This window comes from Lentzea sp. NPDC051208 (assembly GCF_040682435.1).
GTDB classification, from domain to species: Bacteria; Actinomycetota; Actinomycetes; order Mycobacteriales; family Pseudonocardiaceae; genus Lentzea; species Lentzea kristufekii.
Genome location: NZ_JBFBAW010000019.1, coordinates 96,580 through 123,529, shown reverse-complemented (window position 1 = coordinate 123,529; position 26,950 = coordinate 96,580). Strand labels below are relative to the sequence as shown.

General features: G+C 69.8%; 23 protein-coding genes and 1 pseudogene. 10 read left to right on the top strand and 14 right to left on the bottom strand.

Translation table 11 applies throughout. The annotated features are described in order from the left end of the window. Positions 1-303: 303 nt before the first annotated feature. The 10 genes and pseudogenes from AB0M48_RS36205 to AB0M48_RS36160 all read right to left on the bottom strand — a co-directional run bounded on the left by AB0M48_RS36205 (position 304) and on the right by AB0M48_RS36160 (position 11,001). Positions 304-813: a hypothetical protein gene (locus tag AB0M48_RS36205; protein ID WP_363850665.1), complete on the bottom strand. Its 510-nt coding sequence runs from the start codon at positions 811-813 to the stop codon at positions 304-306. A gap of 140 nt (positions 814-953) precedes the next feature. Then, positions 954-3,788 (bottom strand): helix-turn-helix domain-containing protein, encoded by a 2,835-nt coding sequence (locus tag AB0M48_RS36200; protein WP_363850662.1) that lies wholly within the window; start codon positions 3,786-3,788, stop codon positions 954-956. A 355-nt stretch (positions 3,789-4,143) separates the two neighbouring features. Further along, positions 4,144-4,785: an SDR family oxidoreductase gene (locus AB0M48_RS36195; protein WP_363850660.1), complete on the bottom strand. Its 642-nt coding sequence runs from the start codon at positions 4,783-4,785 to the stop codon at positions 4,144-4,146. Positions 4,786-4,895: 110 nt separating this feature from the next. After that, positions 4,896-4,949: pseudogene (locus AB0M48_RS36190) on the bottom strand (hypothetical protein); the annotation flags it as partial. A 150-nt stretch (positions 4,950-5,099) separates the two neighbouring features. Continuing rightward, entirely contained in the window at positions 5,100-5,705 is a 606-nt protein-coding gene (locus AB0M48_RS36185; RefSeq protein ID WP_363850657.1) for a TetR family transcriptional regulator, read from the bottom strand. Between the two features lie 172 nt (positions 5,706-5,877). Further along, positions 5,878-7,275, bottom strand: a complete 1,398-nt coding sequence (locus AB0M48_RS36180) for a fatty acid desaturase (RefSeq protein ID WP_363850655.1) — start codon at positions 7,273-7,275, stop codon at positions 5,878-5,880. Positions 7,276-7,338: 63 nt separating this feature from the next. Then, complete coding sequence (locus AB0M48_RS36175) at positions 7,339-7,635, bottom strand: hypothetical protein (protein WP_363850652.1); 297 nt, start codon at positions 7,633-7,635, stop codon at positions 7,339-7,341. A gap of 62 nt (positions 7,636-7,697) precedes the next feature. Continuing rightward, entirely contained in the window at positions 7,698-8,042 is a 345-nt protein-coding gene (locus AB0M48_RS36170; RefSeq protein WP_363850649.1) for a hypothetical protein, read from the bottom strand. Between the two features lie 44 nt (positions 8,043-8,086). Further along, the gene (locus tag AB0M48_RS36165) at positions 8,087-10,438 is read right to left on the bottom strand and encodes a VIT domain-containing protein (protein WP_363850646.1); all 2,352 of its coding nucleotides are present in this window, start codon (positions 10,436-10,438) and stop codon (positions 8,087-8,089) included. Then, positions 10,435-11,001 (bottom strand): MerR family transcriptional regulator, encoded by a 567-nt coding sequence (locus AB0M48_RS36160; RefSeq protein WP_363850643.1) that lies wholly within the window; start codon positions 10,999-11,001, stop codon positions 10,435-10,437. Before AB0M48_RS36160 ends, AB0M48_RS36165 begins: the two co-directional genes overlap by 4 nt. A 134-nt stretch (positions 11,002-11,135) precedes the next feature. Here AB0M48_RS36160 and AB0M48_RS36155 point away from each other — a divergent pair, with 134 nt between their 5' ends. The 4 genes from AB0M48_RS36155 (at position 11,136) to AB0M48_RS36140 (ending at position 15,355) form a co-directional block, all read left to right on the top strand. Further along, positions 11,136-12,119 (top strand): hypothetical protein, encoded by a 984-nt coding sequence (locus AB0M48_RS36155; protein WP_363850640.1) that lies wholly within the window; start codon positions 11,136-11,138, stop codon positions 12,117-12,119. Continuing rightward, complete coding sequence (locus AB0M48_RS36150) at positions 12,116-12,640, top strand: GNAT family N-acetyltransferase (RefSeq protein WP_363850638.1); 525 nt, start codon at positions 12,116-12,118, stop codon at positions 12,638-12,640. The genes AB0M48_RS36155 and AB0M48_RS36150 overlap by 4 nt, the downstream gene beginning before the upstream one ends. Positions 12,641-12,722: 82 nt before the next feature. Next, positions 12,723-13,850 carry a BMP family ABC transporter substrate-binding protein gene (locus tag AB0M48_RS36145; protein ID WP_363850785.1) on the top strand — a complete coding sequence of 376 codons (1,128 nt, stop codon included), beginning with the start codon at positions 12,723-12,725 and terminating at the stop codon, positions 13,848-13,850. A gap of 230 nt (positions 13,851-14,080) precedes the next feature. Continuing rightward, positions 14,081-15,355 (top strand): putative glycoside hydrolase, encoded by a 1,275-nt coding sequence (locus tag AB0M48_RS36140; RefSeq protein WP_363850635.1) that lies wholly within the window; start codon positions 14,081-14,083, stop codon positions 15,353-15,355. A gap of 1 nt (position 15,356) precedes the next feature. On the opposite strand, the gene AB0M48_RS36135 is transcribed toward AB0M48_RS36140, so the two are convergent. Then, the gene (locus AB0M48_RS36135) at positions 15,357-15,953 is read right to left on the bottom strand and encodes a TetR/AcrR family transcriptional regulator (protein WP_363850631.1); all 597 of its coding nucleotides are present in this window, start codon (positions 15,951-15,953) and stop codon (positions 15,357-15,359) included. 66 nt (positions 15,954-16,019) lie between these two features. On the opposite strand from AB0M48_RS36135, the gene AB0M48_RS36130 reads away from it, so the two are divergent. Both AB0M48_RS36130 and AB0M48_RS36125 read left to right on the top strand, forming a co-directional pair. After that, positions 16,020-17,438: an aldehyde dehydrogenase family protein gene (locus tag AB0M48_RS36130; RefSeq protein ID WP_363850628.1), complete on the top strand. Its 1,419-nt coding sequence runs from the start codon at positions 16,020-16,022 to the stop codon at positions 17,436-17,438. Positions 17,439-17,517: 79 nt separating this feature from the next. Continuing rightward, positions 17,518-18,210, top strand: a complete 693-nt coding sequence (locus tag AB0M48_RS36125; protein WP_363850625.1) for a hypothetical protein — start codon at positions 17,518-17,520, stop codon at positions 18,208-18,210. Between the two features lie 140 nt (positions 18,211-18,350). Here the strand turns inward: AB0M48_RS36125 and AB0M48_RS36120 are convergent, their stop codons facing one another. Continuing rightward, positions 18,351-18,905: a CGNR zinc finger domain-containing protein gene (locus tag AB0M48_RS36120; RefSeq protein WP_363850622.1), complete on the bottom strand. Its 555-nt coding sequence runs from the start codon at positions 18,903-18,905 to the stop codon at positions 18,351-18,353. Positions 18,906-18,959: 54 nt separating this feature from the next. Here AB0M48_RS36120 and AB0M48_RS36115 point away from each other — a divergent pair, with 54 nt between their 5' ends. The 4 genes from AB0M48_RS36115 to AB0M48_RS36100 all read left to right on the top strand — a co-directional run bounded on the left by AB0M48_RS36115 (position 18,960) and on the right by AB0M48_RS36100 (position 22,845). Next, on the top strand, positions 18,960-19,931 hold the full coding sequence (locus tag AB0M48_RS36115; RefSeq protein ID WP_363850619.1) for an EamA family transporter: 972 nt from the start codon (positions 18,960-18,962) through the stop codon (positions 19,929-19,931). A 350-nt stretch (positions 19,932-20,281) separates the two neighbouring features. After that, positions 20,282-20,953: a response regulator transcription factor gene (locus AB0M48_RS36110; protein ID WP_363850616.1), complete on the top strand. Its 672-nt coding sequence runs from the start codon at positions 20,282-20,284 to the stop codon at positions 20,951-20,953. Further along, the gene (locus tag AB0M48_RS36105) at positions 20,950-22,356 is read left to right on the top strand and encodes a HAMP domain-containing sensor histidine kinase (protein ID WP_363850613.1); all 1,407 of its coding nucleotides are present in this window, start codon (positions 20,950-20,952) and stop codon (positions 22,354-22,356) included. The genes AB0M48_RS36110 and AB0M48_RS36105 overlap by 4 nt, the downstream gene beginning before the upstream one ends. A 27-nt stretch (positions 22,357-22,383) precedes the next feature. Next, on the top strand, positions 22,384-22,845 hold the full coding sequence (locus AB0M48_RS36100) for a DNA topology modulation protein FlaR (protein ID WP_363850610.1): 462 nt from the start codon (positions 22,384-22,386) through the stop codon (positions 22,843-22,845). A 57-nt stretch (positions 22,846-22,902) separates the two neighbouring features. On the opposite strand, the gene AB0M48_RS36095 is transcribed toward AB0M48_RS36100, so the two are convergent. Both AB0M48_RS36095 and AB0M48_RS36090 read right to left on the bottom strand, forming a co-directional pair. Beyond that, a complete protein-coding gene (locus AB0M48_RS36095) occupies positions 22,903-24,573 on the bottom strand; it encodes a cellulose binding domain-containing protein (protein WP_363850607.1) in 1,671 nt (556 codons plus the stop codon). After that, complete coding sequence (locus tag AB0M48_RS36090) at positions 24,573-26,834, bottom strand: cellulose binding domain-containing protein (RefSeq protein ID WP_363850604.1); 2,262 nt, start codon at positions 26,832-26,834, stop codon at positions 24,573-24,575. Before AB0M48_RS36090 ends, AB0M48_RS36095 begins: the two co-directional genes overlap by 1 nt. Positions 26,835-26,950: the final 116 nt, after the last annotated feature.

The window sequence follows — 26,950 nt, the reverse complement described above, 5'->3', positions numbered from 1 at the left end:
CGCCGGTGGCCACGCTGTCCATCCGCTTGTCATGTTTCGCCGTGACGCCCCAGAGCCGGGCGCGGCCGCTGGGATGCACGCGTTCAACCGGGCCAGAACCACCGGATCTAACAGCTCCGCGAAGCCGGAGGACCTGAACGACAATGGTGCACCACGTACTCGGTCCTCGAGCGCGAGGCGCGGCCCGAACCGGGTCTCAAGGGCGCCCAGTTCGGGCCGATACGACCCCGACACGGGTCTACGTCTGACGAGGGAGAGGTCACCGACTGGCGGGCGGCGAGGCGGACCCCCGAGAACTGCCGCTTAGTCGCGGTAGAACGTACCGACGTAATAGAACGAGCCATCGATGTTGGCCTTGAGCCAAATGACGACCTTGTTGATGCCACCCACCGGCCCTTCTTTGGAGGGATGGCCCGTGATCCTCTCGTTGTTGGCAGTTCGGGTGTCGGTGCCGAAATACCCGTTTGCCGTGTAGAAGTCGACGACGACGGTGGTGGACCCGGCATTCCTGTCGTCGAACAGGTTGACATCGACGGTGGCCGACCGATTCGACCAGTGCACCACTCCCGAGACGCAGCCGCTCTTGTTGTTGCATTCCTCGGGGAACGGGTCGGACGGGTAGGCGGCGGCAGCCGCCACGCCCGCCGTCGTGGTGACCAGCGCCGCCGTCACCGCCAGTGCCGCCCCGAGCCGCGTGAGAATCCGCATCTGTGGTCCTTTCCCGAACCCGGTGGCGGGTCCAGCCGAGTTCGCGAGCGGGGTGGTGAGCTGGAGGCCCTGTTTCGCGGTACGGCGCGTGAGGTTCTTGAACACGGTCGTCGTTCACCTTCTCTGATCGACATCTGCCCGATCAGGTCTAGGCCGTTCACGTTGTCCGGCGCCGAGCGCGCCGCTGCCGTACATCAACGACCTGACAACGACGGACCGGTGTGTGGCGGATCGAGCAGACTGATTCAGCCTGGGCACGGTGGCTGGTAGCGCAGGCCCGGGAAGTAGCGGTTCCACTCGGTCTCCGTGATGACGGTGCGGACGTCGTCGCAGGCGTGGATGACGGTCCGGTCGAGGTCGGTGTCCAGCAGCCGGGCCGTCTTGTCCCAGCCTCCGGTGAACAACGTGCGTCCGTCGGGGCTGAAGATCACTACCTCCACCGCGTCCGCGTGGCCGGAGAGGGTGACCGGACCGGTCACGTGGCGGAGGTCGGTCACGTTCCACAGGCGTACGGTGAGGTCATCTCCGGCAGTGGCCAGGGTGCGCCCGCCCGGGCTGAACGCCACCGAGTAGACGTTGTCGTTGTGGCCTTTGAGGGTGGCCAGTTCGGCCGGCCGGCGAGGGTCCGAGACGTCCCACAGCCGTGCGGTGCGGTCGTCCCCGGCAGTGGCCAGGGTGTGCCCGTCCGGGCTGAACGCCACCTCGTACACCCCGCCGTCATGGCCCGGAATGGTGGAGAGCTGCGCAGGCCGCTCCGGGTCGGTCACGTCGAACAGCCAGATGCCCACCGTGTCGCCGGCCACCGCCACGGTCCGGCCGTCGGGACTGAATCGGGCGTCGTAGAGTATGTCGACGAACCCGTCGACCACGGTGACCTGGCGTGGATTCGCGAGGTCCCACAGCCGTATCGTGCGATCCCAACTGGCCGACACCAGAGTGCGGCCGTCCGGGCTGAACGCCACTGAGTGGACGTTCTCGGTGTGGCCGGTCAGAGTGGCGATCTGCTTCGGATTCTGGAGATCGGTGATGTTCCACAACCGCACGTCGCGGTCGAATCCCGACGTCGCCAAGGTGCGTCCGTCGGGGCTGAAGGCCACCGAGTAGACCGTCTCGGTGTGACCTGTCAACGTGGCGATGTTCAACGGCTTTCGCAGGTCGGTGACGTTCCACAGTCGTACGTTGTGGTCGTCGCTGCCCGTCGCCACGGTCTTGCCGTCCGGGCTCACGGCGACCGCGATGATCTCGGCGGGGTGCCAGAGCACCGAGAGCGGCAGAGTACTGGCCAGGCCGGCCTTCGTGTGGGTGGAAGGGGCCAGTCGGTGGGCTGCCAAGGCCAGCTGAACGGCCAGTTGTGGGTTGGTCGGGTACAGCGCGGCGGCTTCACCTGCCACGACCTGGGCCCGGACGGCGTTATGTTGTTCAGTGGCCGTTCGTCGCGCGTTCCCGGCGACGATCGTGGCGGTGACGGCGACCAGGGACACCACGCTGAGCAGCACGACGAGTCTGCGGAGCCGACGGCTGCTGGTGATCTCGGCGGACCGGCTGGCTTTGAGGAAGTGCCGCTCTCGCGGTGTCAGAACGGCGTCGTTCTCCGCAGCCCAGCCCAGCGTCATCGCCAGGCGCGTGCCCCTGTACAGCGCGCCGCTGTCCTCGCCCACCGCCTCCCAGGCGTCCGTGGCGTCGGCGAGTTGACGGTGCAGGCGGAGGCTCTCCCGGTCGTCCCGCAGCCAGCCGTGCAGTCGTGGCCAGGCCCGGATCAACGCCTCGTGTGCGATCTCGACCCCGTCCCCGTCCTTGGTGAGCAGCCGCGCTGCGGTGAACGCGTCGAGCACGGCTGCGACGTCGGGAGCATCGCTGAGCTCGGAGATGTCCAGCCGTCGTTTCGTGTCCTCGGTGCCCTCGCCGAGTGCGACCAGCCTGCCGAACAACATCCTGGCCAGCTGCTGCTGCGCCTCATCCAGGCCCGTGAACACCTCTTCCGCAGTGCGGCTCAACGCGCCGTCGAGCCCGCCCGCCTGCTGAAACCCCGCGACCGAGAGGCGGTTGCCGCTGCGGCGGGTCCAGACCTCCAGCAGCACGTGTGACAACAGCGGCAGAACACCCGGCCTGCCATGCGCCTGCGTGATCAGCTCCGCCACCAGAGGGCTCTCCACGGTGCAGTTCATCCGCCTCGCCGGCGCCACGATGGCCTGGCGGAGCTCCTCCGCGCTCATCGGCCCGACGACGACCTGCCCGTCCGGCATGGCGTCGAGCAGCGCCGGATGTGCCGAGCAGTGAGCGAAGAAGTCCGACCGCATGCCGAGCAGGACGCGGCACCGGCTGCCAGGTGTGGTCGCTGCGGTGGCCAGCGCGGCGATGAACCTGGCGCGCTCGTCTTCGTCGCCGCAGAGCGTGAAGACTTCCTCGAACTGATCGATGACGATGACCGTCTCGTCGTCCGTTGACAGCTGCGACACGAACCGGTGCAGGGCTCGGTCGTCGCGCCACTCGTCCATCACCGTCCGCGCGGTCACGCCGAGTTTCGACGCGAGCACGACCGAGCACTGTTCGATCGGATGGGTCCCAGGGGTGAACAGCAGCGTTGTCTTCCCTGCAGCGGTGAGAGCTGGCACCACGCCCGCGCGCAGCACCGAAGATTTGCCCGATCCGGACGCACCGAACAGCAGCACCAGCCGTTGCCGTTTGCCGAGGACCTCGGCGACGAGCCGCTCGCGCCCGAAGAACAAATGCGTGTCATCCGGGCCGAACGCCCGCAATCCCACGTACGGTGCACCGCTGACCTTCTCGCCCGCGGATGTCATCGCGGAGTTCTCGTTGAGCTCGGCCGCGATCGCGTGCCACCGCTGTTCCCACTCGGCCTCGTCACCATCACAGGCCCGGACGAACGCCAGCGTCACCGCCAGGCTCGGCAGCTTCCGCCCGTTCGCCGCGTCCGACAGCGTGGTCGCCGAGTAGTGGGCGGTGCGGCCCATGTCCCGATAGGACGGGGTGCCCGCTTTCGCACGCAGTAGCCGCAGGTCGGCGGCGAACTCCACGAGCGACGAGCCGTCGCGGACCAGTTCACGTTCACCCCGCGGCACGGTCGATCATCCCCTCACGGCCTTTCAACGATCAGCCACTCCCCCGGCTGACCATTTCAGTGCACCTTGCCACCCGTTGCGGCGCAGTGACGTCGAAGCGTCACTTTCGACCAATAAGACCATCGATAACGAATCGATGCGAGCGCTGCGGCGCTGGCCGTGGCAAGCCTGAGTTCGGCCGGCTGGCCAGCTTCACCGGTGGTCCAGCCATGAACACCCTCGCAAGCCCAGAGCTGCGGACAGGCGGAACTCGGCAAGGCGAACGGTGGGACACCCGGAGCCACTGAAGGGGCACCTGACCAGCCTGAACACACTGGTGCGCCAGCAGACTCCAAAGGTTGAACACTACTGTTCGTCATCTAAGGCCAGCCGCGCCGGCGCAGTACCGCCAGAAGGCCGCCACGTCCCCTGGCTTCTCCGCGGTGCCCGGCAGCAGGTGCGCCGGACGTTCACGGCGGTCGTGCCAGAAGCGTCCGGCGCGGGGAGCGGGACTCGTCGCGGCGAGCCAGACGACCGTGTCCGCGCCTTCTTCTGCGGTGCGCAGGAACGCGCTGGTCAGCCGGTGGAACCCCGGCAGGGAGCCGGCGACACCCGGTGTGTCGGCCCAGCCGGGGTGCATGCCGTGCACGGCGATGCCCTCGGCCGCGTAGCGCTCCGCCAGCAGCGGCACGAGCGTGACCTGCATGCGTTTCGTGCGGGCGTAGGCGGTCGCGCTTTTGTAGGTGCCCTCGCGGTACTCGGGGTCGTCGGCGCGCAGGCGTTGGGTGTACATGCCGCCGGACGAGACGAGCACGACCCGTGGGTCCGCGGAGGCCGCGAGCCGTGAGCGCAGCAGGTCGGTCATCAGCAGTGGGCCCAGCACGTGCGTGGCGAACGTCAGCTCGAGTCCCTCGACGGTGACCGTGCGCTCTTGTGGCAGGACTCCGGCGTTGTGCACCAGGACGTCCACGCGGTCGATCTCCGCGGCGAACCGGCGCACGGACTCCAGGCTCGACACGTCGCAGTGCCGGACCAGGACGGTGGCGCCGGGGACCGCGGCGACGATCTCGGCCGTGCCGCCTCGCCCTTGCGTTCATCGCGCACCGCCAGCACGACGTCCGCGCCGAGACGGGCCAGTCCCAGTGCCGTCGCCTTGCCGATGCCCGAACCGGCTCCGGTCACGACAGCCCTGCCGCCCTGCAGTGCGCCGGGTTCCGGGCCGGACCAGTTCTTCGCGCGGAGCCGGTAACCCCACTTCGAGTAGCCGGGGACCACGAGCCGGTCGGCCGCGGTGTCGAGCACGCTGATCAGTTCGCTCACCACTGGTGTTCGTCAGCCGAAGCGGAGCGGTTTCCTCGCGGGCTCCTGCAACACCCGTGACGCCAGCCACGCGAGCCCGTCCGCGACGCCGGCCGGGGTGCCCGTCGGCTGGACGACGTGACTGAGCACCGTCCTCGTCATGAGGTCGACGAGCACCTCGATCTGCTCGCCCGTGAGGCCGGGGCGGTAGGACTCGACTCGTGCCGCGAGCATCGCCTTGACCTCGGTGAGCAGGGTTTCGGCCTGGGTGGTCAGCAACGGCACCAGCTCGGTGTCGGCGCCGTGCGTCGCCGAGGCGATGGCGCGGACCAGGAGGTTGCCGCGCGCGAGTTCCAGGACGTCGCGGACGGCGTCGTGGACGGCCTCGACGAGGTTGCCGGCGTGGCGGTCGAAGGCGGCGCTGATCGCCGTGAGGAACCGGCCGAGCTCGTGCGCGAGCATGGCGTCGGCGAGGGAGTTCTTCGAGCCGATCTCGTTGTAGACGGTCTGGCGGCTGACGCCGACCTGCTCGGCGAGCCGCGTCATGGTGACCGCGGCCCAGCCGTCGCGGGCCGTCATCTCGATCGCCGCCTCGACGATCGGCTGCCGGCGACCCGAAGCCGCCGCTGGAGAACCCATGAACAGATCTTAGGCCCTGTCCTGCAGGTCTCGTCCGCGATAGTCGCGGCCGAGGGCCCCGGAGACGGCACCGCCGCAAAGCCCGAATACGCCCGGTATGAGGCCCTTGCGGCGGCACCGCCTCCGTGACTCTCGACCGTGACTTTCATCGAACGGACCTGCAGGACAGGGCCTAAGCCGTGACCCGTCCCGGCGCGACGAAGTCGATCTTCTCGCGGACGCCGCAGTCCGGGCAGCACCAGGTGTCCGGGATGTCCGCCCACGCGGTTCCGGCGGGGAAGCCTTCACGCGGGTCGCCGGTCTTCTCGTCGTAGACGTAGCCGCAGCCGGGGCACATGCCGCCCGCCGTCGCGTCACCACGGCTGTCCGCGACGACGTCCGAGCCCGAGTCGGTGCCGCCGTAGCGGGCGAGCACCTTCGCGCGCTTGCCCGGCTGGATGTTGGCGCGGCCGATGTCACCGCCGAAGTGGCCGCGCACCCGCGGGTCCATCACGCGCCGCCACAGCGGTGGCACCAGGGCCAGCAGGATCATGCCCGCGTAACCGGTCGGCAGGACCGGCGACTCGGCGAAGTCGCGCAGCGTCTGGTAGCGCCGGGTCGGGTTGGCGTGGTGGTCGCTGTGCCGCTGCAGGTGGTAGAGCAGGACGTTCGTGGCGATGTTGTTGGAGTTCCAGCTGTGGCTGGGGTCGACCCGCTCGTACCGCCTGCGGCCCGGCGCTCCGACCATCTGCCGCAGCATCCCGTAGTGCTCCATGTAGTTCACGACCTCCAGCAGCGAGAAGCCGATCACCGCCTGGATCAGCAGGTACGGCACGATGCCGACACCGAGCCACACGATCATCGCGGCCCACAGCACCGCCGACATCAGCCACGCGTTGAGCACGTCGTTGCCCAGGCGGTACGGGTGCCGGTCGCGGCGCGCGTACCGCTTGCGTTCGAGCCGCCACGCCGAGGCGATCGAGCCGAGGACGGTGCGCGGCCAGAACCGGTAGAAGCTCTCCCCCACCCTGCTGCTCGCCGGGTCCTCCGGCGTCGCGACCCGCACGTGGTGGCCGCGGTTGTGCTCGATGTAGAAGTGGCCGTAGAAGCTCTGCGCCAGCGCGATCTTGGACAGCCAGCGCTCGTGGCTCTCCTTCTTGTGGCCCAGTTCGTGCGCCGTGTTGATGCCGATGCCGCCGATGCACCCGATCGACACCGCGAGGCCGATCTTGTCCACAACGGACAGATCACCGCGCGCGATCAGCCAGAACGCCACCACGAACCCGACGTACTGGATCGGCAGGAACAGGTACGTGATCCAGCGGTAGTAGCGGTCGTTCTCGAGCCGTTCGATGACGTCGTCCGGCGGGTTGCTGCGGTCGAGCCCGGCGACGAGGTCGATCGCCGGGACGATGAGCAGCACCACGATCGGGCCGATCCAGAACCACACGCCCCAGCCCGTCGCCGCGTGCATCCCGATGGCCAGGAACGCGAGGGACGGCACGACCAGTCCCAGCAGCCACAGGTACCGCTTGCCGTCCGTCCACCGCTCGGTTGAGCCGACGGGCACCGTTGCCTTCTTGTCGCTCATGCCACGCTCCTCTGGAGGTTGACAGAACGGTAGGGCACGTAAAGTCAGTTTGACAAGCGAGCGTCATTTGTAAACCGCGAGAAGGGTCGTCGCACGCCTTCGGTACGCAACGGCCGACACCGACACGCACACGGGCACGCTTGGGAGCACGGCATCGACTGCCGCGGCGATGTCGTGCACGGCCCGCTGCGGCGAACTTCCGCGCCACACCACGACTTCCACGTGGATCTCGGTGTCCGACGACAGCTCGACGCTGTGCACCGCCGGGTGGCACAGGGCGGTCTGCTCCACGAGCGACAGCCGCTGGTCCTCGGTCATGGGCGTGCGCAACTGGACGACTCGGTGGCTCGGGCTGGACAACGAGGACTCCTCGGGCGACTCGTGCGGGGGCGACTGTCAGGACCACGGAGGTTCCCAGTTCGTCACGCCCATTCACCGAATCGAGGTATCCCGAGCAGTCGTAGCAAAGCGAGCAGGGACTGCGAGTGGCTGTGCAGGTTCGCGACCGGGTAGGCCTGCATCGCGGTGCCGAAGTCGGGCAAAGCCCACGTCTCGCCGGGACGGTCGCTGTCCGGCGCGAGATAGCAGTCAGGGCCGGACAGGGTGCCCGTCCACACCTCCGGATAGGCGGCGGTGTGCGCGTGCAGCGTCTGCACCCAGTGCCTCGACGTCGGCGGGTCGATGACCGGATCCCACGGCCGGGGGCCTGCCCGGTACTCGAACGCGGGCAGGCCCCCGACCGTCGTCCACTCCCCGAACGCGCTCACGAAGGAAGCGTTGCGGCAGAACCCTCACACGGGCAATCGTCCGATCAGCGCCAGAACCTCCGGCGCCGCTCCGGCTCGGCGGGCGTCCCCTCCGCGACGAACTCCCGCAGCACCTCCAACGTCCGCGCCCACAGCCGGTCGACGTCACCACCGGCCTCGATCTCCACGAACAAGCCGCGTATCGGCCCGTAGGCCGGACCGGTACGACCGGCGATCAGGATGCCGAGCCGGCTGGCCAGGTCGGCGAGCAGGTCGCGGCGTTCCCAGGCCGGCAGCGACGCGTCCCTCTCCAGGCGCTGGATCTCCAGCGTGACGACCTCGCGCAGGTCGCCCGGGTCGACCGCCGGACGGACCGGCATCGATCCGGTCAGGGAGACCGCCGCCCGCTTGGGCGCGGCCGGCCCGGCACCCGCACGAGAGCGCGTGGCCCCCGGCGCGGGCGGAGGCGGCGGTACCGGTCCCGCGAAGGCGGCGGGCGCGGCGGCGAACGGGGCCGCAGCGGCGAAGGCGGGCGGGCCGCCGGCGAACATCGGCATCGCGCCGCCTGGTGCCCGCATCTCCCAGCCCGCGGGCTGTTCGACCGGCTGCACCACCCGGTGCACCGTCCCGTCGGACACGACGCGCTCGTCCACCGCCACGAACGCGGTGAAGCGGCACAGCACGCCGAACCGCAGCGAGGTCTCCACGATCGACGACTCCAGCGTCCGGTCGCCGGCCGCGTACCGGTCCTCCAGGTCACGCAGCGCGGCACGGGCCCACTGCGACCGCACGGCCGGCGAGGTGTGCCGCTGTACCGCCACCGTCTCCTGCCAGTCGGCGCCATCACGGGTACGGCCGCGCACGGTGTAGGACTCCGGTGCTGCGCCGCGGTACCGGCCGAAGGCGACCAGCGGCACACCCGGATAGATGGCGGTGGGCAGGCGGGGCAGGTCCGACCCCGGCGACACCACCACGTCGGTGATCACCGGGGCGCCAATCCGCCGCTGGATGTGCGTCATCGCCTCGTCGAGCCGGTCCTCGCTCTCGACGAGTTCGCACCGGCCCGCCCCGGCGGCGGCCAGCCTGCCGAGGAAGCCCGCGTTGACGGCGGTGTCGATGCCGACGGCGTGGATCCGCGTCCGGCTGATCAGCGGTGCGATGTCGCGCAGCATCTGGTCCTCGTTGCCGACCTGACCGTCCGTCACGAGCACGAGGACGGGGTCGCGCTCCGAGGCCGCGTCGGAGAGCAGGGTCAGGCCCTGCCGCAACGGCTCGTACATCTCCGTGCCGCCGCGTGCCTGCACGGCCGCCAGGTGTTCGACGGCGCGGAAGCGGTGGCGGTCGGTGGCCGTGACGAGTCCGGAGCCGAGCGTGTCCGGCCGTTCCAGGTGGTGGTCGAAGGTGATCACGGAGAACGTGTCGTCGGCGGTCAGCGTGTCGACGATGCGGGCCGCCGCACGCCGGGCCGCGACCATCTTCCAGCCCGACATGCTGCCGGACCGGTCGAGCAGCAGCACGACGTCACGGGGGCGGACCGGGGCCTCGGTCTCGGGCGGCAGCACCGTCAGCTGGTAGGTGCCCTCACCGCTGTCGTCCTCGTCGGGCACGCACACGACCGCCGGGCTGTTCCCGTTGTACGCCAGGCGCAGCACGAAGTCGCGGTCGACCCGCTCCCCCGGCGAGACCGACACGGTGTTCCCCTCGGTGACGACGGTGTGCAGGCTCGACCGCACCTCGCCGAGTTCCAGTCCGGCGGGGTCGATCTCCACGTCGATGCCGAGCCGCACGGGGTTCGGGAAGCCCGGCAGCAGCACCGGCGGCGTGATCCGCGAGGCGTCCGGCACCAGGTCCGTGTCCTGGGCGTGCCCGTCGCCGACGGACGGTCCGGGCAGTGGCGAACCCGGCACGTAGCGAGGTGCCACGACGAGCGGGAACCGGAACGTGGCCGCGCCGTCCTCGAACACCAGTGGCCCGACCAGGGTCAGCTCGACGGTCACCCGTTCACCGGCGGGGATGTTGCCCACGCGCATGGTGAAGACGTCCGGGCGCTCCTCCTCCACGATGGACGCCCTCTTGCCCGCCGCGATCGCGTCGTCGTACGTCTGGCGGGCCTGGGCGCGTTCCTGCAGATCGGCTTCCACCGTGCGGTCGCCGGCGGTCATCTTCATGCCGGTGACGGCGGCGCGGTCGGGTAACGGGAACACGTAGGTCGCTTCGAGAGCGGTGTCGTGGGTGTTCACGAACCCGGTCGTCAGGACCACGCGGCCGACGAGACCGGTGATGGAGGCTCGCACCCCGAGGCGCTCCAGCGGCAGGTTGCCGCGTTCGGTGCGCAGTGCGCCCAGGCCCGCGTCCTCGGTCGTCCGGCCGATGCGGTCGGCTTCGGCGGCCTTCATCGGGGCGACGGAGATGGTCATGACGATTCCCTTTCGTCGAGCAGGCCGCGGGCGGCGAGCAGGTCGAGCAGTGGCCGGGCGACGGCGGCGATGTCCGCGCGGTCGGCGGCGGTCGGCGTCCCCGGCACCAGGACGACGGCACCTCCCCCGAGCGCGACGCCGGTCAGCGCGAACGCCTCGGCAGGTGCGGGTGGCGCGGCCGGTGCGGCAGCGGGTTCGGCCCAGAACCTGGGGCGAACGGCCTCTGGCGGTGGTGCTCCAGCCGTGGAGAGCAGATCTTCCGGCACGCGGGCGATGGCCGCCAGCGTCGTGTCGGTGGCGCCCGCGAGTTCGGCTTGGACTTCGGCCAGCGTCCTCCCCTGCGACTGCAGTCTCTTCACCGCCACCAGCTGGAGCAGGTGGCGCTTCTCGTACAACGCGGTGCGGCCGCGCATCGCCGACGGTCTGTCGACCAGCCCCGTCGTCGCGTACCAGCGGACGGCCCGCTTGTCGGGCACGTCCCGGACGCGTCCGTTGGGCGCGCCCGAGTACTCCGCCGCCAACGCGGCGGAGACGCGGTCCAGCAACTCGTCGAGCGTCCACACCCCACGATAGTGACACTGCAACCGTGACAGTGTCAACGTCGTAAACCTGATGATGTTCACGCCGGGTAGCCGGGTAGGGTCCGGCGCGTCCGCGTGCCCCTGCAAGCCCCCACACATGAGGACGGAGAGCACGAGTGACCACGGACGAGGTCGGCACCCTGACCGACCACAGCGCCGAGTTGGCCCGGCTGAAGACGCAGAAGGCCAAGATCCAGCACGCGCTGGAGCACCTGCCGCGCGGCTGCACGGTCGAGGACGTTCGCCGCTGGCTGCACAAGCAGGGCCAGGCGGTGCCCACCAGCTCGCACACCAGGGCGATCGTGAACGAGTGGCGCGCTGCCAACGACATGACCGACACGAGCGGTCATGTGCTGCTCACGCCGGAACTGATCGCCGAGCTCGACAAGGCGGAGATCCCCTCCCCCGCTCCGGAACCGCCGGCCGAGCCGTCGAAGCCCGCCGGTGCCAAGGGGTTCTACGCCGTCGCGCTGATGAGCATCGGCGTCAGCGTCGACACCTCGTGGCGGTTCTTCGAACAGCGCCTGGGCATCACCGACGTCGTGGAGCGGGTCGTCCTGTTCTCCGTGATGGAGGCGGCGCTCGTGGCGTGCGGCTGGGCGATGCGCGGTGGGGTGCGCCAGAACGGCCGTCCCGGTCCTGCCCGCCTCGTGGCGTGGGCGCTGACGGCGTTCGCCGCGTTCGCGGCCTTCAGCCTGTCCGGCCCCGTCGCCGGCACCGCCCGCGTCCTGCTCGGACCGGTCCTCGGCCTGGTGATGCTGCACCTCGCGCTCGGCATCGAGATCCGCGCCGCGCGCCGGCGCACGACCACGTGGGCACGCGTCGGGCGTGAGCTGCGCGAACGCGTGTTGTCGTTGCTGGGCCTGGGCGACGACGACCGCGACGCCCTGGCGCGCACCCGTGACAAGGCGGCGTTGCGCGCCGCGAAGCTCGCCGTCGCCGGCCCGTGGACGCCGCGCCGGAAAGCCCGGCTGCGCAAGGCGCTGCACGCCTCGCACGTCGCGCACGACCCGGTGCAGCGTGATCGGATGCTGCGTGAGCTCGGGGTGCTCCAGCACGCCGACGAGCTCGCCAAGCTCACCCAGCCGTCGCCGTGGTGACTCCCGTCCTGATCTCCGACACGGCGCTCGCCGCGGAGATCGCCGCCCTGATCAACCGCGTGTACTCCGAGGCGGAAAAGGGAATCTGGCTTGAGGGCCAGTCCCGGACCACCGAGGCCGAGGTGGCGGAGCTCATCGCCACCGGGCAGATCGCGGTGGCCTGGTCGGGCGATCGCGTCGTGGGTTCCGTGCGCGTGCACGAGATCGAGGACGGCGTGGGCGAGTTCGGGATGCTGGTCGCCGCGCCGGAGGAGCGTGGCACCGGCATCGGCAAAGACCTCGTGTCGTTCGCCGAGAACTGGGGCCGTGAGCAGGGGTTTCGTGAGATGCAGCTGGAGTTGCTCGTCCCGCAGACGTGGGAGCACCCGGTGAAGGAGTTTCTCCGGGCCTGGTACACCCGCATCGGCTATCGGCTCGTGCGCAAGGACGGTCTGGAAGCCGCGTACCCGTTCCTGGTGCCGCACCTCGCGTGCCCGTGCGACTTCCTCGTCTTCCGCAAATTCCTCGATCCCAATAAGTGAACTCTCAACCGGTTTGATCGGCGTGCGAGGTAGCGTCCGCCTCTCAAAGCCGAGTTAGAGGAGACGAACCGTGCGTCGTCGTATGCGTGGCACCGCCGTGGCCGCGATCGCGCTGACCAGCCTCATGGTGGTGAGCGCCTGTGCGAAGGACTCCGGTGGTGGCACCCCGCCCGCCGCGTCGGGCAGTGGTTGTGAGTTCTCGGCGCCGCCCACGGCGCCCGCCACGTCGAGCACCAGCGCCGCCAACGACAAGAAGGTCGACGGCAGCGCGTTGAAAATCGGTCTGGCCTACGACATCGGTGGCCGTGGCGACGCGTCGTTCAACGACCTGGCCGCCGCCGGGTTCGACAAGGCGATCAAGGACATGGGCGTCAAGAAGGAGAACACCCGCGAGCTGTCCGCGGCGCCGAACGAGGACGAGTCCGCGAAGCAGACCCGGCTGCGCCAGCTCGCGTCCGAGGGCTTCAACCCGATCGTCGGCGTCGGCTTCGCCTACACCGAGTCGCTCAAGGTGGTCGCGCCGGAGTTCCCGAACGTCAAGTTCGGCCTGGTCGACTCCGCTGTGGACGGTGTGTCGAACGTGACGCCGCTGGTCTTCGCCGAGCAGGAGGGCGCGTTCCTCGCGGGCGTCGTCGCCGCGTACCAGAGCAAGAAGTGCCACGTGGGCTTCGTGGGCGGCGTGGACATCCCGCTGATCCAGAAGTTCGAGGCGGGCTACTACCAGGGCGCGAAGACCGCCGCGCCGAAGGTGTCGATCGACAAGAAGTACATCACCCCGGCCGGCGACTTCACCGGTTTCCAGGACCCGCCCAAGGGCCAGGAGGCGGCGAAGGGCCTGATCGACAAGGGCGCCGACGTCGTCTACCCGGCGGCCGGCGCGTCCGGCATCGGCGTGTTCGCGGCGGTGAAGGAGGCGGGCGTGCTGGCGATCGGCTGTGACGCCGACCAGTACAACCAGCCCGCGCTCGCGGCCAACCGCGACGTCATCGTGGCCTCCAGCCTCAAGCGCGTGGACGTCGCCGTCTACGACTTCTTCGAGGCCGCCGCGGCGAACGACCTCGCGTCGCTGCCGAAGGTCTTCGACCTCAAGTCGAACGGCATGGGGTACGCGACGTCGGGCGGCAAGATCGACGCGAAGCTGCAGGGAATCCTGGAGGGCTACAAGGCCCAGATCATCGAGGGCAAGATCAAGGTCGCGGACGCGGTCTAGCGGCCCTGCGGTCGAACCGCCGAGCGCGAAGATCACCTCGACGGGGTGGTCTTCGCGCTTCCCGCGGCCTGGTCGTCCTGCAGTGGATCACCCGGCCAGGAGCGGCGGTGGTACTCACCGTGTCATTTCCCCGACGCCGCCACACCACAACAGGTGGTTTACGACTTCGCCGCCACGCCCTCATCCCGCAATGGGTACCTCGCTCGCAGGACTTCGGGCGAGGAGGGGCGATGCTTGAGAAAACAGGCAGGCTGCGGAGGATTCTGCTGGCGCTCCTGCTCATCGGACTCTTCCCGCCCGCGGCCGAAGCGGGTGAACCCGCGCCCGTCGGACGTGTCCAGTCCTTCTGGCTCCACCTCAACAGCACACCGGTGTCCGACGAGACGATCGCCGTAGAGGCCAAGCGCCGCGCCCACATCGTGCTCAACGCCTGGGAAGGCGACCTGCTGAAGAAGCTCAAGGCGGCGAATCCCCAGGTCAAGGTCTACGTCTACAAGGACCTCTCCTCCACCCGTTCCTACGCGTGCAAGCGAGGCAAGGACGACGAGCACCTGCCCGCCGGCCTCGGTTACTGCTACGCGCGCAAGAACCACCCTGAGTGGTTCCTGAAAGGTCCGAACGGGAAAGAACTCGCCTACTCCGGCTACGAAGGCCATTGGCAGATGGACGTCGGAAATCCCGAATACCGCAAAGCCTGGGTGAGCAGCGTCGTCGCGACGTCCAAATCCACCGGATTCGACGGGGTGTTCCTGGACAACGTCCTCTACACCTGCGACGCCTATCATTCCGGCGTGTGCCCGGCGAAATATCCGGACAACGCGTCGTTCCAGCAGGCCTACAAAGGCATGCTCGCCGACATCAAGACCAGCTTCACGGCCGCGGGCCTGCTCTCGGTCGGGAACCTGACCAACGCACGGCTGCAGGCGGGCGGATGGGACGCGTACGGCGCCTATCTCGACGGCGCGTTCGACGAGTGGTGGCTGACGTTCTCCAGCGACCGGCTCCTCGAGGACTACCCGGAGGGCTGGCGCCGGCAGGTCGCCGAGATCGCCGTCAACGAGGCGAACGACAAGATGACCTGGGTGCAGCCGCACTTCGAGGTGGGCGACCCCCAGGCCTTCCGGTACGCGCTGGCCAGCCTGTTCATGACCACCAGCGGGCACGCCGCGATCGCCGAGATCGAGAAGACCGACGGCTACGCGGACCCGACGCCGTGGCACCCCGAGTACGACTGGCACCTGGGGCACCCCGTCGGCGCCTACCGCGCGGTCGCGAACAAGGTGTTCCGCCGGGACTTCACCTGCGGTATGGCGCTCGTCAACGCGAACCCGACCGGCAGCCGGGCGGTCACGGTGCCGCTGTACCGCGCCTATCGGGACCACGAGGGCAAGCAGGTCACCTCGGTGAGCTTGCCGGGCACCACCGGTGTGGTGCTGCGGGCACATTGCCCCGTCACGGCACCGGAGGCGCTGTTCCCACCGGAATGGACACTTCCGTGGCCGTAGATCAGGCGAGGTTGATCGCCGCGAGCAGCAGGGGGAGCTCCGCCTCAGCGGCGTCGTGGGCGCCGGACTCGACGAAGACCGACCGGGCCAGGGCGGTGCCGATCAGCACCAGCGTCAGCACGTCGATCTGCGCGCCGCCCACGGCGTTCGCGAGTTCCCCGCGGCCGGTGGCCCGGTCGACGAGGGCCCCGAGCTCACCGCGGACCGACTGGTAGACGTCGTCGTGCAGGATCTGGCGCAGCTCCGGGTCGTGCGCGGCCTGCCCCATCAGCGAGAGCAGCGCGGGGCCGGTGGCGGCTTCCAGGATCTTCCGCTTGCGCGCCAGCAGTTCCCGCAGGTCGCTCTCGAGTGCGCCGGTGTCGATCCCGGCCAGCTCCGCCTGGGCGATGTGCCGGGCGACGGCTCCGGCGAGTGCCTGCTTGGACGGCCAGCGGCGGTAGAGGGACGCGGTGGAGGCGCCCGCGCGCTTGGCCACGGCGGTCGTGGTGAAGGAGGCCCATCCCGACTCGGTGAGGACCTCGATCGCCGCGTTGATCAGGGCCGCGTCCACCCGCGGGTCTTTGGGGCGCCCCGGTGCCGCCTCGGCCTTCGTCGTCATCCCGCCCAGCATACCGCGACAAAGAAACGAAAAGGATCTGTTTCGTAATGGGGTAGGGTGAGGTGCATGCCCACGACGACAGCCGACCTCGCCGCGACCGTCTCCGGCGCCCGCGAGGTGTTCGACGCCGGCACCACCCGTCCCCTGGCCGCCCGCACCGCCGGTCTCCGGGCGTTGCGCGCGTTGCTCACCGAGAACGAGGCCGCGTTCGAGGCCGCCCTGTGGAGCGACCTGCACAAGAACGCGGGCGAGGCGCAACTGACCGAGATCGGCGTGGTGCTGGCGGAGATCGGCCACACGATGCGGCACCTGCGGAGCTGGTCACGGTCCCGGCGCGCCCCGGTGCCGCTGGGCCTGTGGCCGGCACGGGCGCGGCTGGTGCCCGAGCCGCTCGGCGTGGTGCTGGTGATCGCACCGTGGAACTACCCGATGCAGCTGCTGTTCGGCCCGCTGGTCGGCGTGCTGGCGGCGGGCAACACGGCCGTGCTCAAGCCGAGCGAACTGGCGCCGGAGACGTCGGCGCTGATCGCGAGGCTCGTGCCCGCCTACTTCCCCGACGGCACCGTGCGCGTGGTGCAGGGCGGTGTCCCGGAGACGACCGAGCTGCTGGCGCAGCGGTTCGACCACATCGTGTTCACGGGCAGCGGCACGGTCGGCCGGATCGTGATGCGGGCCGCGGCCGAGCACCTGACGCCGGTGACGCTGGAACTGGGCGGCAAGTCACCCGTCTGGTTCGACGACGACGCCCACCTCGACCAGGCGGCACGGCGGCTGGTGTGGGCGAAGTTCACCAACGCGGGCCAGACGTGCGTCGCTCCCGACTACGTGATGACCACTCCCGACCGGATCCCCGCACTCGTGCAGGCGCTCCGGAAGGCGATCGCGGACCTGTGGGGTGCGGACCCGCGGGCGAGCGAGGACTACGGCCGGATCGTGAACGAGCGGCAGTTCGACCGGCTCGTGTCCCTGCTGGACGGCACCAACGTGGTGATCGGCGGCGACCACGACCGGGCGGAGCGGTACCTCGCGCCCACGGTCGTGACCCTGAGCGGCGGCCGCCTGTCCGTCGGCCCGGACGCGGCCCACGCTGTGCTGCGGGAGGAGATCTTCGGCCCCGTCGTCGCGGTCGTCGCGGTCGACTCGGCCGAGCAGGCGATCGACGTCGTCAACGCCTGGGACAAACCCCTCGCGCTGTACGTGTTCACGTCGTCCTCCCGCACCCGCCGCCTGTTCGAGCAGCGGACGTCGTCCGGCGCGGTGGTCCACGACGCGGGCCTGATCCACGTGGTGGTGAGCGGGCTGCCGTTCGGCGGCGTCGGTGCCAGCGGGATGGGCGCCTACCACGGCCACTACTCGTGGAACGCCTTCTCCCACCTCAAGCCGGTGCTGCGCAAGCCGCTCGCGTTCGACACGCTCCGCCTCGCCCAGCCGCCGTTCACCGGCTTCGCGAAACGCCTCGCCCAGCGCATGATGCGCCGCGGGTGACGTGACGGCCGCCGTGGCCTCCGGGGAGATCATCACCGTTCCGCCGCGCTGAATGTCCTTGTTCTGCTTGGATTGCGCGGTGTCCTGGGACTGGGTCGAGCGGGTGTCGTGGGTAGCGGGAATCGTCAGCGCCGTCATCGCGCTCATCGCGTCGCTGATGGCGTCCCGTTCCGCCACGCTCGCCACCCGCCAGGTGGCGATGCTCGTCGCGGCGGCCACGGACAAGCCGGAGCTGCTGCAGAAACTCGAACTGGAGGCGCGGGAGCGCTCGGAGGCCGTGCGGCGCAGGGTGCGCGCCGTGGTGGTGTCGACGGCGACGACGATCGCGTCGCTGGGGGTCGTCGCCCTCGCCGCCGTCATGCTGGCGAACCTGCCGGACCACGTGAGCACCAGGGTCGTGGGCGGTGACGCTCCCCGGACCGTGCAGGAGTGCGCCGGCGGTTCGGACGCTGTCGTCTGCGCTCCCGTGCACGTGTACGAACTGGCGGCCAGGACCAAGGTGGAAACGCGGTTCGGCGGGGTCGGCCGCACTCCGGCGCGCACGGGACACGGCGGGCTCTCGGTCGAACTGCGGGGCTGCGAGTCCGAGGTGAAGTGGCACGTCACGCTCGACGGCAGGACCGTCGCCGAGGCCGTGTCACGCGATGTCCTGGTGCACACCGAGTTCCCGATGACGAGCGACCGCGACTACACCTTCGTCGCCGAACGCGCGGGCTGGGACTGCGCCACCACGGAACTGCGCGTGCGCACCGGGTTCACCTTCGACGACTAACGTTCCTGGTTGAGAGACCCGGCCAGGCGGCGCGTCCTGCTCTGGATGGCCGCGTCGAGGTTGTGGCGCGCGGTGAGGACGATCTCCGTGGCACCTGCCTCCACGTAGGCGCGGCCCGGCGAGCATCGAACGCCCGCGTCTCACCGGCCGTCCGCACGCCGTTCGCGGAACGCGATCATGTTCATCCGGTTGCCGCACCGCACGCTGCAGAACCGCTTCAACCCGTTGCGGGACAGGTCGAGCAGGAGCCCTTCGCAGTCGTCGGCCGCGCAGACCCGCAGGCGGTCCATCTCGTTCATCCGGATCACGTCGATGAGGGCGAGCGCGGCCTCGACCCGCATGCGTTCGGCGAGGGGTGAGTTGGGCTCGGTGGCGTGCATGTGCCAGTCGAGGTCGTCGTGCCGCACGAGGTGCGGCAGTGCCTTCGCGTCGCGCAACATCTTGTTGACGGCCTCGACCGCGTCATCGCGACTGAGCGACCACACGCGCCGGAGCAGCGCGCGTGTCAGGTGGACGTCCCGCAGCTCCGCCTCGTCGCCGTCGATGCGCCCCGTGTAGCGGAACCGGCTGAGCAGGGCCGCCAGCTGGCCGACGGTGGCCAGCTCGTCGTCACCACCGCGCGAGGCCGACGGGTCCGTGTTGCACAGCGCCACGACGAACGCGAGCGACTCCTCCGTGTCAGGGGCAAAACGCAAATTGACTCCTTACCGAGACCGGCCTAGCGTCAGGGGCGTAGGTCAGGTTAGGCCATGACACCGTTCGGAACCGGGAGGCACGCGACCATGGGGATTCCGTCGAAGTCCACGGGCCTGATCGCAGCGGCGGTCTCGTTCATCTCGTTCGGCACCTCCGGCGCGTTCGTCAAACCCCTGCTGGAGGCCGGCTGGTCCCCCGCGGCCGCCGTCACGGCCCGCGCGCTCACCGCCGGCCTGGTGCTGCTGCCGTTCGTCCTCGTCCTGATGCGCGGCCGCTGGTCGTTGCTGCTGCAGGCCCGCTGGCCCGTGCTGGGCATGGGCCTGGTGGGCGTGGCGATCACCCAGGTCCTCTACTTCGCCGCCATCCAGCGGATCCCGGTCGCGACGGCACTGCTCATCGAGTTCCTCGCGCCGCTCATCCTCGTCGGCTTCACCTGGGCGGTCAGCAGGCGAACGCCCGCCCCCGTCGTCCTGATCGGCTCGGTGCTCGCGGTCGGCGGCCTGGTGCTGGTCATCGGCCCCGGCGCGATCCAGGCCGTCGACCCGATCGGCCTGGCCGCCGCCTTCGGTGCCGCCATCGGGTGCTCCGTGTACTTCGTGATCGCCGCCCGCCCCAACAACGGCCTGCCCCCGGTGGCGCTGGCCGGAGCGGGACTGCTGCTCGCCGCACCGGTCCTGGCCCTGATCGGCGCCACCGGCCTGTTGCCGTTCACCGCCACGTTCGGCGACGTGCCGCTGTTCGGCGAGCCCACGCCCTGGTGGGTGCCGCTGCTCGTCGTCGCGGTCATCGGCACCGCGCTGGCGTACGCCAGCGGCATCACCGCCTCGGGGATCCTGGGCTCACGGCTGGCGTCGTTCATCGCGCTGCTCGAGGTCGTGTCGGCCTCGCTGTTCGCGTGGCTGTTGCTGGGTGAGGGTCTTTCGCCGTTGCAGCTGCTCGGCGGTCTGCTGATCCTGGGCGGTATCGCCTCGGTCCACGCTGAGCGTCAGAAGGTGGAACCGGTCGCCACACCCGCGCACGTCTAGAGCCTGTGTCGAAGTCCGGTTCGATGAGAGTCGCGCTTGAGGTGGTTTCTGGTGGTGCGGCCGGATGGCCCGCATACCGGTGTTGTACGTGGGTCGTCCGGCCGTGCCGCCAGGGGCCGCCTCGGGCCCGGCTGTCGCGGATCAGACTTCGGCACAGGCCCTAGTTCCGGCGCTCACAGGCAGACCAGAAAGTGGCAGCACCGCTCCCCCCTCGGCGCCGCCACCTTCTCCCCGATCGTGGAACCCCCGATCCACGCTGCGCAGCCTGCCAGGGTGAACCTGAAAGGACGCTGAAAGATCCTGAACCGGATTTCAGGACGCGATCATGATCAATGCGGCACTCTGCTGCCATGCGCGTGCTCGTGGTGGAAGACGACCCCCGCCTCGCCGACCTGCTCACCCGCGGGCTGACCGCGGAAGGGTTCGCGGTCGACGTGGAACGCACCGGCACGGACGGGTTGTGGCGGGCGCGCGAGCACCCGTACGACGTGATCGTCCTGGACATCATGCTGCCCGGCCTCAACGGGTACCGGGTCTGCCAGGCGTTGCGCGACGCGGGCGTGTGGACGCCGATCCTGATGCTCACCGCGAAGGACGGCGAGTTCGACGAGGCGGAGGGTCTCGACACCGGCGCGGACGACTACCTGACCAAGCCGTTCTCCTACGTGGTGCTGGTGGCGCGGCTCCGGGCGCTGGCGCGGCGGTCGCGCACCGCCCAGCCGGTGCTGCTGCGGGCGGGCGACCTGGTGCTCGACCCGCTCAGCCGGGAGTGCCACCGGGGCACCACGCGGATCGACCTGAAGGCGAAGGAGTTCTCGGTGCTGAACTTCCTGCTCAGGCACGCGGGCGAGGTCGTCACCAAGTCGGAGATCATCGACGGCGTGTGGGACGCGGCGCAGGACCCCGACCCCAACCTCGTCGAGGTCTACATCAGCGCGCTGCGCCGCAAGATCGACACACCGTTCGACCGGCGGAGCATCACCACCGTGCGCGGTGTCGGCTACCGGTTGGTGGACCGGTGAAATCGTTGCAGGCCAAGGTGACCGTGCTGGCCACGGTGGTCACCGCGCTGCTGATCGGCCTCGCCGGGCTGCTGATGCTGGTCTCGCAACGCGCGGAGATCGCGACGCAGACCGCGGACAGCTCGCGCGTGCACTACATGTGCTCGAGCACGCGGTGCGTACCGCTGCAGAAGAACGCGACCGCCGCCACGCCAGGTGTGCTCGTCCGGTACGCGAGCACTGAGGTGCGGCCGGTCCTGTCGCTGTGGCCGTTCAGCGGCAGCGGTGAGACCCGCTCGCAGCAGATCGGGGAGGGGCCGCACCGCAACGACGAGGACGCGAGGTCGATCGCCTCTCAGGCACAGCAACAGCTCGACCGCGCGACGTTGTCCCTGATCGGAGTGCTCGCGTCGATCACCGCGCTGGTGTCGGTCACGGTGCTCGCGGCGACCAACAGGGTGCTGCGGCCGGTCGAGACGATGCGGGCCGAGGTGGCCGAGATCAACGAGCACAACCTCACCCGGCGCGTCCCGGTGCCGTCGTCCGACAACGAGATCGCCCGGCTGGCCGCCACGCTGAACGAGACGCTCGACCGGGTGCACAGCACCGTCGAGGACACCCGCAGGTTCGTCGCGGACGCCTCGCACGAGCTGCGCAGCCCGCTGGCCGCACTGCGAGCAGAGCTGGAGATCGCGCTGTCGCACCCGCACCTCGCGGACTGGCCCACCGTCGTGAAGTCGGCGCTGGAGGACGCCGAACGCCTGCAGGAGCTGACCACGGACCTGCTGCTGCTGGCCAGGCTGGACTCCGACGCACTCGACAAGCAGGACACCGTCGACCTCACCGCCGTCGTGCGGCGCGAGGTCTCCCGCCGGGCCGCGGTCACCCTGGAGGCGGACGACCAGGTGATCGTCCCCGGCCGGCGCGCCCAGCTGTCCCGGCTGCTCGGCAACCTGCTCGACAACGCCGAACGCCACGCGGGCACCGCGGTGATCGTCCGCCTAAGCGGCGGCTCGTCCGCGACGCTCGAGGTCATCGACGACGGCCCCGGCATCCCCGAGGCGGACCGCGACCGCGTCTTCGACCGGTTCACCCGGCTCGACGAGGCCCGCACCCGTGCCGCGGGCGGCGCGGGCCTCGGCCTCGCCATCGCCCGCCGCATCGCCACCCGGCACCACGGCACGCTCGAAGCCACCGATGCCGAAGGGTTCCGCGGGATCCGTTTCGTGGCAACGATTCCCACCGGCATCCCGCAGCCGAGGAAAGCCACCGCCCTGGAGCAGCGCATGGGCGACGAGGTGTGGCAGTTCCTCAACGGGTCGATCGTGCCGACCCACGGCCACATCCCCGAACCCCGGCCGGTTCCGGTGCCGGAGCTGGACTGGGACCTGATCTTCGGCGAACACCGGCCGGTGCACGCGTGAGCCGGGGCGCCTGACACGATGACGGTCATGGAACGCGTCGTCATCCTCGGCCGTGGCGGCGCCGGGAAGTCCACCCTCGCGACAAAACTGGGCACCGCGACCGGCCTTCCCGTCATCGAGCTCGACAAGCACTTCTGGGGACCGGACCTGGAACCGACCCCGCACGACCTCTGGGCCATCGTCCAGGGCGAGCTCGCCGCCGAAGACCGGTGGATCATGGACGGCGACCTCGGCCCCCACGACGTGCTGGAAGTGCGGCTGGTCAGGGCGGACACCGTGCTCCTGCTCGACTACTCCTTCCCGCGCTGCGCCTGGCGCGCACTGCTCAGGTCCCGCGAGACCGCCGACTTCTGGCGCTGGGTCTGGTCGTGGCGTCGCAAGTCCCGGCCGCTCCTGGAGAACGCGATCGCGGCCCACGCCGGCAACGCGCGGCTGCACGTCTTCCGGAGCCCGCGCGCGACGGCTCGTTTCCTGGCACAGCACTCGTGACACGAACGTGCCCGGCGTCCACAGTGGAGCGCCGGACACGTTCGCGACAGGGAGGCGTTACGGGGTCACCGGGGCGTTGGTCAGGCCCTTCACCGCTCCGGTCACGGTGTTGGAGGAGTAGACGACGTTGGGCATCGCCGCGCACTTCGACACCGAGGTGATGTTGATGGCGTACTGGCCCACACCGCCGAGGTCCGAACGGTTGTCGCGCCAGGTGTTGCCGCACCCGTTGGGCAACGTGGGAGTGGTGCTGGTGTTGTGCGTCTCGTAGCCGTGGGCGAAGGTGCCGGGGCTGCGGAACGTGCCGGAGTTGTCCTCGATCAGGTAGCCGATGCCCTTGACGTCGACCCAGGAGTCGGCCGAGTTCTGGCCGGTGATGCCCTGGCCGTCGAACGTGTTGCCTCGGATGACGCCGTCGTAGGTGCCCTCCTTGACGTCGATGGCCTCGGCGGTGACGTTCGGGCCGATCCTGTTGTTCAGCACCTGCACGCGGTCGCTGCGGTCGATGCCGCCGTTGTTGCCGTGGCAGGCCCAGTTGGAGTTGGCGGAACCGAGGTACACGCCTTCGCCGTAGCCGGGCTGGACGAGGCCGGTGTCGGTGATCGTGGAGTTGCGGATGACGCCGTCGGCCGAGGAACGGCGGAAGTGGACCGCTTCCTCGTCGAGGTGGTGCACCGAGACCGCGTCGATCGTGGTGTGGTGCGAGTTGTCGAGGACGATGCCCTTCTTCGACTCCTGCACGGTGAACCCGGTGAGGTTCCAGTACGGGGAGCCGAAGAGCCACAGGCCGTAGCCGGAGTCCCAGCCCGCGGTGGGCGTGGGGCAGGACGGGGCGACGCCCGTGGGGCCGTCGTTGATGAGCACGGCGTCGCGCGGACCGCTCAGGGTGATGCGCTGGGACGCGGTGCCCGCCCGGCCGTTGGCCACGAAGGAGCCGCGGTACGTGCCCGCCGCCATCCTGATCGTCTGGCCCGGGGTGGCCGCGGCCAGTGCCGCCTGGAGTTGTGCCGCGGTGGACACGTCGACGGTGCCGCCACCGCCGCTGTCCTGACTGGTCGTCGCGCTCACGGCGGTGCTCGCCGCCGACCTGTTGCCCGCCGCGTCCTTCGCGCGCACCGAGAACGAGTACGCGGTAGCCGGCGACAGGCCGCTGACGGTCGCCGCCGTGCCGGTGACGGTCGTGCTGACCGCGTTGCCGAGCAGCACCTCGTAGCCGGTGACGCCGACGTCGTCGGCGGACGCCGTCCACGCGAGCGACACCGAACTCGACGTCACCCCGGTGGACCGCAGCCCGGCCGGCACGGTGGGTGCCTGCGTGTCGGCAGGCGGGGTGGTCCCGCCGCCGCACGGCACGCCGTTGATCGTGCAGTTCACCGGCAGGCTGCCGCCGGACGCGTTGAAGCCGAACTTCGCGCTGGCACCGGGTTTGACGGCGCCGTTGAAGCTCGCGTTCGTGAACTTGTGGTGCTGGCCGGTCGAGGTGCGGACCGAGCTCCACGAACTGGTGATCGTGGTGCCGGACGGCAGGTCGAACTCGACCGTCCACGACGTGCTCGCGGCGTCACCGGAGTTGGTGATCGTCACGTCCGCGCCGTAGCCGCCGTTCCACACGGACGTCTGGGTGACCGCCACCTTCAGCACCGGTGCCGCGGCCTGTGCGGACGCGCCGCTGAGCAGTGCCGCGACGGTCGCGGCCACCCCGGCCAGTGCCAGTGCCCTGGTGCCCATCAGTTGCCTCCGCAGGAGTTGCCGTTCACCGTGCAGCCGGCGGGAAGACCGGTGCCCGACGCGTTGAAGCCGAACTTCGCGCTGGCGCCCGGCTTGATGGCACCGTTGAAGCTCACGTTCGTGAACTTGTGGTGCTGGCCGGTGGACGTGCGGACCGAGCTCCACGAACTGCTGACCGTGGTGCCGGACGGCAGGTCGAACTCGACCGTCCACGACGACGTCGCGGTCGCGCAGCCGTTGGTCAGCGTCACGTCGGCGCCGTAACCGCTGCTCCACACCGAGGTCTGCGTGATCTTGGCGGTGAGGCACGAGCCCGACGGCGGAGTGGTAGTGGTGCTCGTCGTCTTGGTGGTGGTCGTGGACGACGTGGTGGTGGTGGTGGTAATGCTGGTCGGAGGGGTTCCGTTGACCGACTTCAGGAACAGCGACGCCGCCGGGTCGGTCTTCGTGGCGTCCACGCCGTGGCCGCCGGTGAAGTCGCGCTGCTCGTTGGAGGCCCAGTCGGTGATCGGCGTGCCGCCGACGTCGAGGTGCTGGTAGCCCGTGCCGTTCCAGCCGAACTGGTAGATCCGCGCGTGGTCGGCGTAGTAGCCGGTGAACGGGCCGCCGGTCGCGGTCTGCTTCGTCATGGTGTTGTTGAAGAAGACGTTGCGGGGCCCGGTCGCGCCGGACCACTTGACCGCCTTCTTGCCCGCACCCCACCAGATCGGGAACCAGTTCGAGTTGTCGGGACCGCCGCCGCCCTCCTCGCCACAGTTGGCGCGGCAGTTGCCGGACCGGTGGGCGTAGGGCACCCGGACGGTGTTGAGCTCGAAGAGGTTGTTGCGCTCCCAGCCGCCGTGCAGGTTCAGGTCGGAGTCGAAGTCGTTGCCGATCACGACGTTGCCCGCGGCGGACCACTGGAACGTGAAGTGCCGCAGGTTGCGGGAGGTGTTGCCGGCGTAGAGCGAGTCCCAGACGCGCGAGCCGCGGAAGTAGCCGTTGCCGCCCTTGCCCTTGTTCCACGAACCGTCGAGCTCGTTGTCCACGATCTGCAGGTTCTTGGCCTCCTCGGTGACGATCGGGTGCGACCCGGTCATCTCCGCGCGGACGCCCTTCACCCACGAGTTCGCCGCCCACTTGAAGACGATGCCGTGCATCTGGGCGGCGGGCGCCATGTTGCCGTAGTTGTTGACCGAGTCGGCCTGGTCGAGACCGGGCATCGCCTGCGTGAAACCGAAGTTCTCGAACCCGACGCCGACGACCGGGTCCACCAGCGGCGACACCTTCGAGTCGTACGCCGTCCCGCCGATCGGCGGTGAACCGTCCGACGTGGAGTTGACCGGAACGTCGAACTCCAGCGGCTTGTCGAGCGTGACGGTCGTGCCCGACACCGACGCGACGGTGAAGATCTGCTGCCGCATGTGCATGTTCAGCAACGGGTACGGCGTGCTCGTGGCGAACTGCTGCTCGTAGAACCTGACCGAGTTCGCGGCACGAACGTTGACGAACGTGCCCGGCTTGATCGCGCTGACCGAGGCGACCGTGATGGCGCGGTCGCCGGCCTTCGCGGCGGCACTCACCTTCACACCGGCCTTCCAGTGCACGTTGACCGTGCCCTCGAAGATGTCCTTGCGGTTCTCCGGCGCCGCCGCGTAGTCGCTCGCGTAGCTCGAATGCACGCCGCGCGACTGCACCCGGAACAGGCCGCGGCCCGGCCACAGCCAGCCGCCCTTGCCCTGGCCGGACGTCATCCCGTCCTCGTCCCAGTCGGAGCCGTCCGGGGTCAGGGAGTCGTACAGGGTGTTCGCGTCGGGCCTGAAGGTGATCCTCGTGGCGTCCCTGCCGGCGCCGCGGATGATCAGGTAGTCCGCGTCCGCGTGCAGTTCGCGCGAGACTTCCAGCTCACCGGCGGGAAGTGTGATCAGGCTGAGCGCGGAGTAGCTCGCCGACGGTGAACAGGTCGTCCTGATCGAGTCGATCGCCGCCTGCAGACCCGCCGAGTCGTCCTGTCCGTCATTCGGCTTCACGCCGAACTGGCTCGCCAGTTCCGCGGCGGTGATCTGGCACGCCGCACCGGGGTTGATCTCGTTCTGGCCGGGGAGGTTCTGACCACCCCGATAACCGGCTTTGCTCCAGTCGTACAACCCGCTGACGGGTGCCCGGCGATTGCCCGCCGAGGTGTCCAGTCCGGTGAGCGCGCCCGCGCCAGGGGCCGCGTCGGCCGCGTTCACCAGCACGGCGATGCCCGCCGCGGCGACTGTGCCCACGATGCCGAGCACCGCTGCTCGTCGTAGGCCTTGACTTCGGGACACGCTGCCTCCAGGGACTCTTCGTGACCGCGGTTGTGGGGCGGCTCACACCGCGGTTCCGAATTGTGAATAGCCCACGAAGTCCC

What these genes read in the sequence shown, in the direction of transcription:
- AB0M48_RS36165 (WP_363850646.1), bottom strand. Translation starts at nt 10,438, where the DNA reads ATGACCATCTCCGTCGCCCCGATGAAGGCCGCCGAAGCCGACCGCATC.
- AB0M48_RS36145 (WP_363850785.1), top strand. Translation starts at nt 12,723, where the DNA reads ATGCGTGGCACCGCCGTGGCCGCGATCGCGCTGACCAGCCTCATGGTG.
- AB0M48_RS36130 (WP_363850628.1), top strand. Translation starts at nt 16,020, where the DNA reads ATGCCCACGACGACAGCCGACCTCGCCGCGACCGTCTCCGGCGCCCGC.
- AB0M48_RS36140 (WP_363850635.1), top strand. Translation starts at nt 14,081, where the DNA reads ATGCTTGAGAAAACAGGCAGGCTGCGGAGGATTCTGCTGGCGCTCCTG.
- AB0M48_RS36100 (WP_363850610.1), top strand. Translation starts at nt 22,384, where the DNA reads ATGGAACGCGTCGTCATCCTCGGCCGTGGCGGCGCCGGGAAGTCCACC.
- AB0M48_RS36185 (WP_363850657.1), bottom strand. Translation starts at nt 5,705, where the DNA reads ATGGGTTCTCCAGCGGCGGCTTCGGGTCGCCGGCAGCCGATCGTCGAG.
- AB0M48_RS36180 (WP_363850655.1), bottom strand. Translation starts at nt 7,275, where the DNA reads ATGAGCGACAAGAAGGCAACGGTGCCCGTCGGCTCAACCGAGCGGTGG.
- AB0M48_RS36110 (WP_363850616.1), top strand. Translation starts at nt 20,282, where the DNA reads ATGCGCGTGCTCGTGGTGGAAGACGACCCCCGCCTCGCCGACCTGCTC.
- AB0M48_RS36135 (WP_363850631.1), bottom strand. Translation starts at nt 15,953, where the DNA reads ATGACGACGAAGGCCGAGGCGGCACCGGGGCGCCCCAAAGACCCGCGG.
- AB0M48_RS36095 (WP_363850607.1), bottom strand. Translation starts at nt 24,573, where the DNA reads ATGGGCACCAGGGCACTGGCACTGGCCGGGGTGGCCGCGACCGTCGCG.
- AB0M48_RS36115 (WP_363850619.1), top strand. Translation starts at nt 18,960, where the DNA reads ATGACACCGTTCGGAACCGGGAGGCACGCGACCATGGGGATTCCGTCG.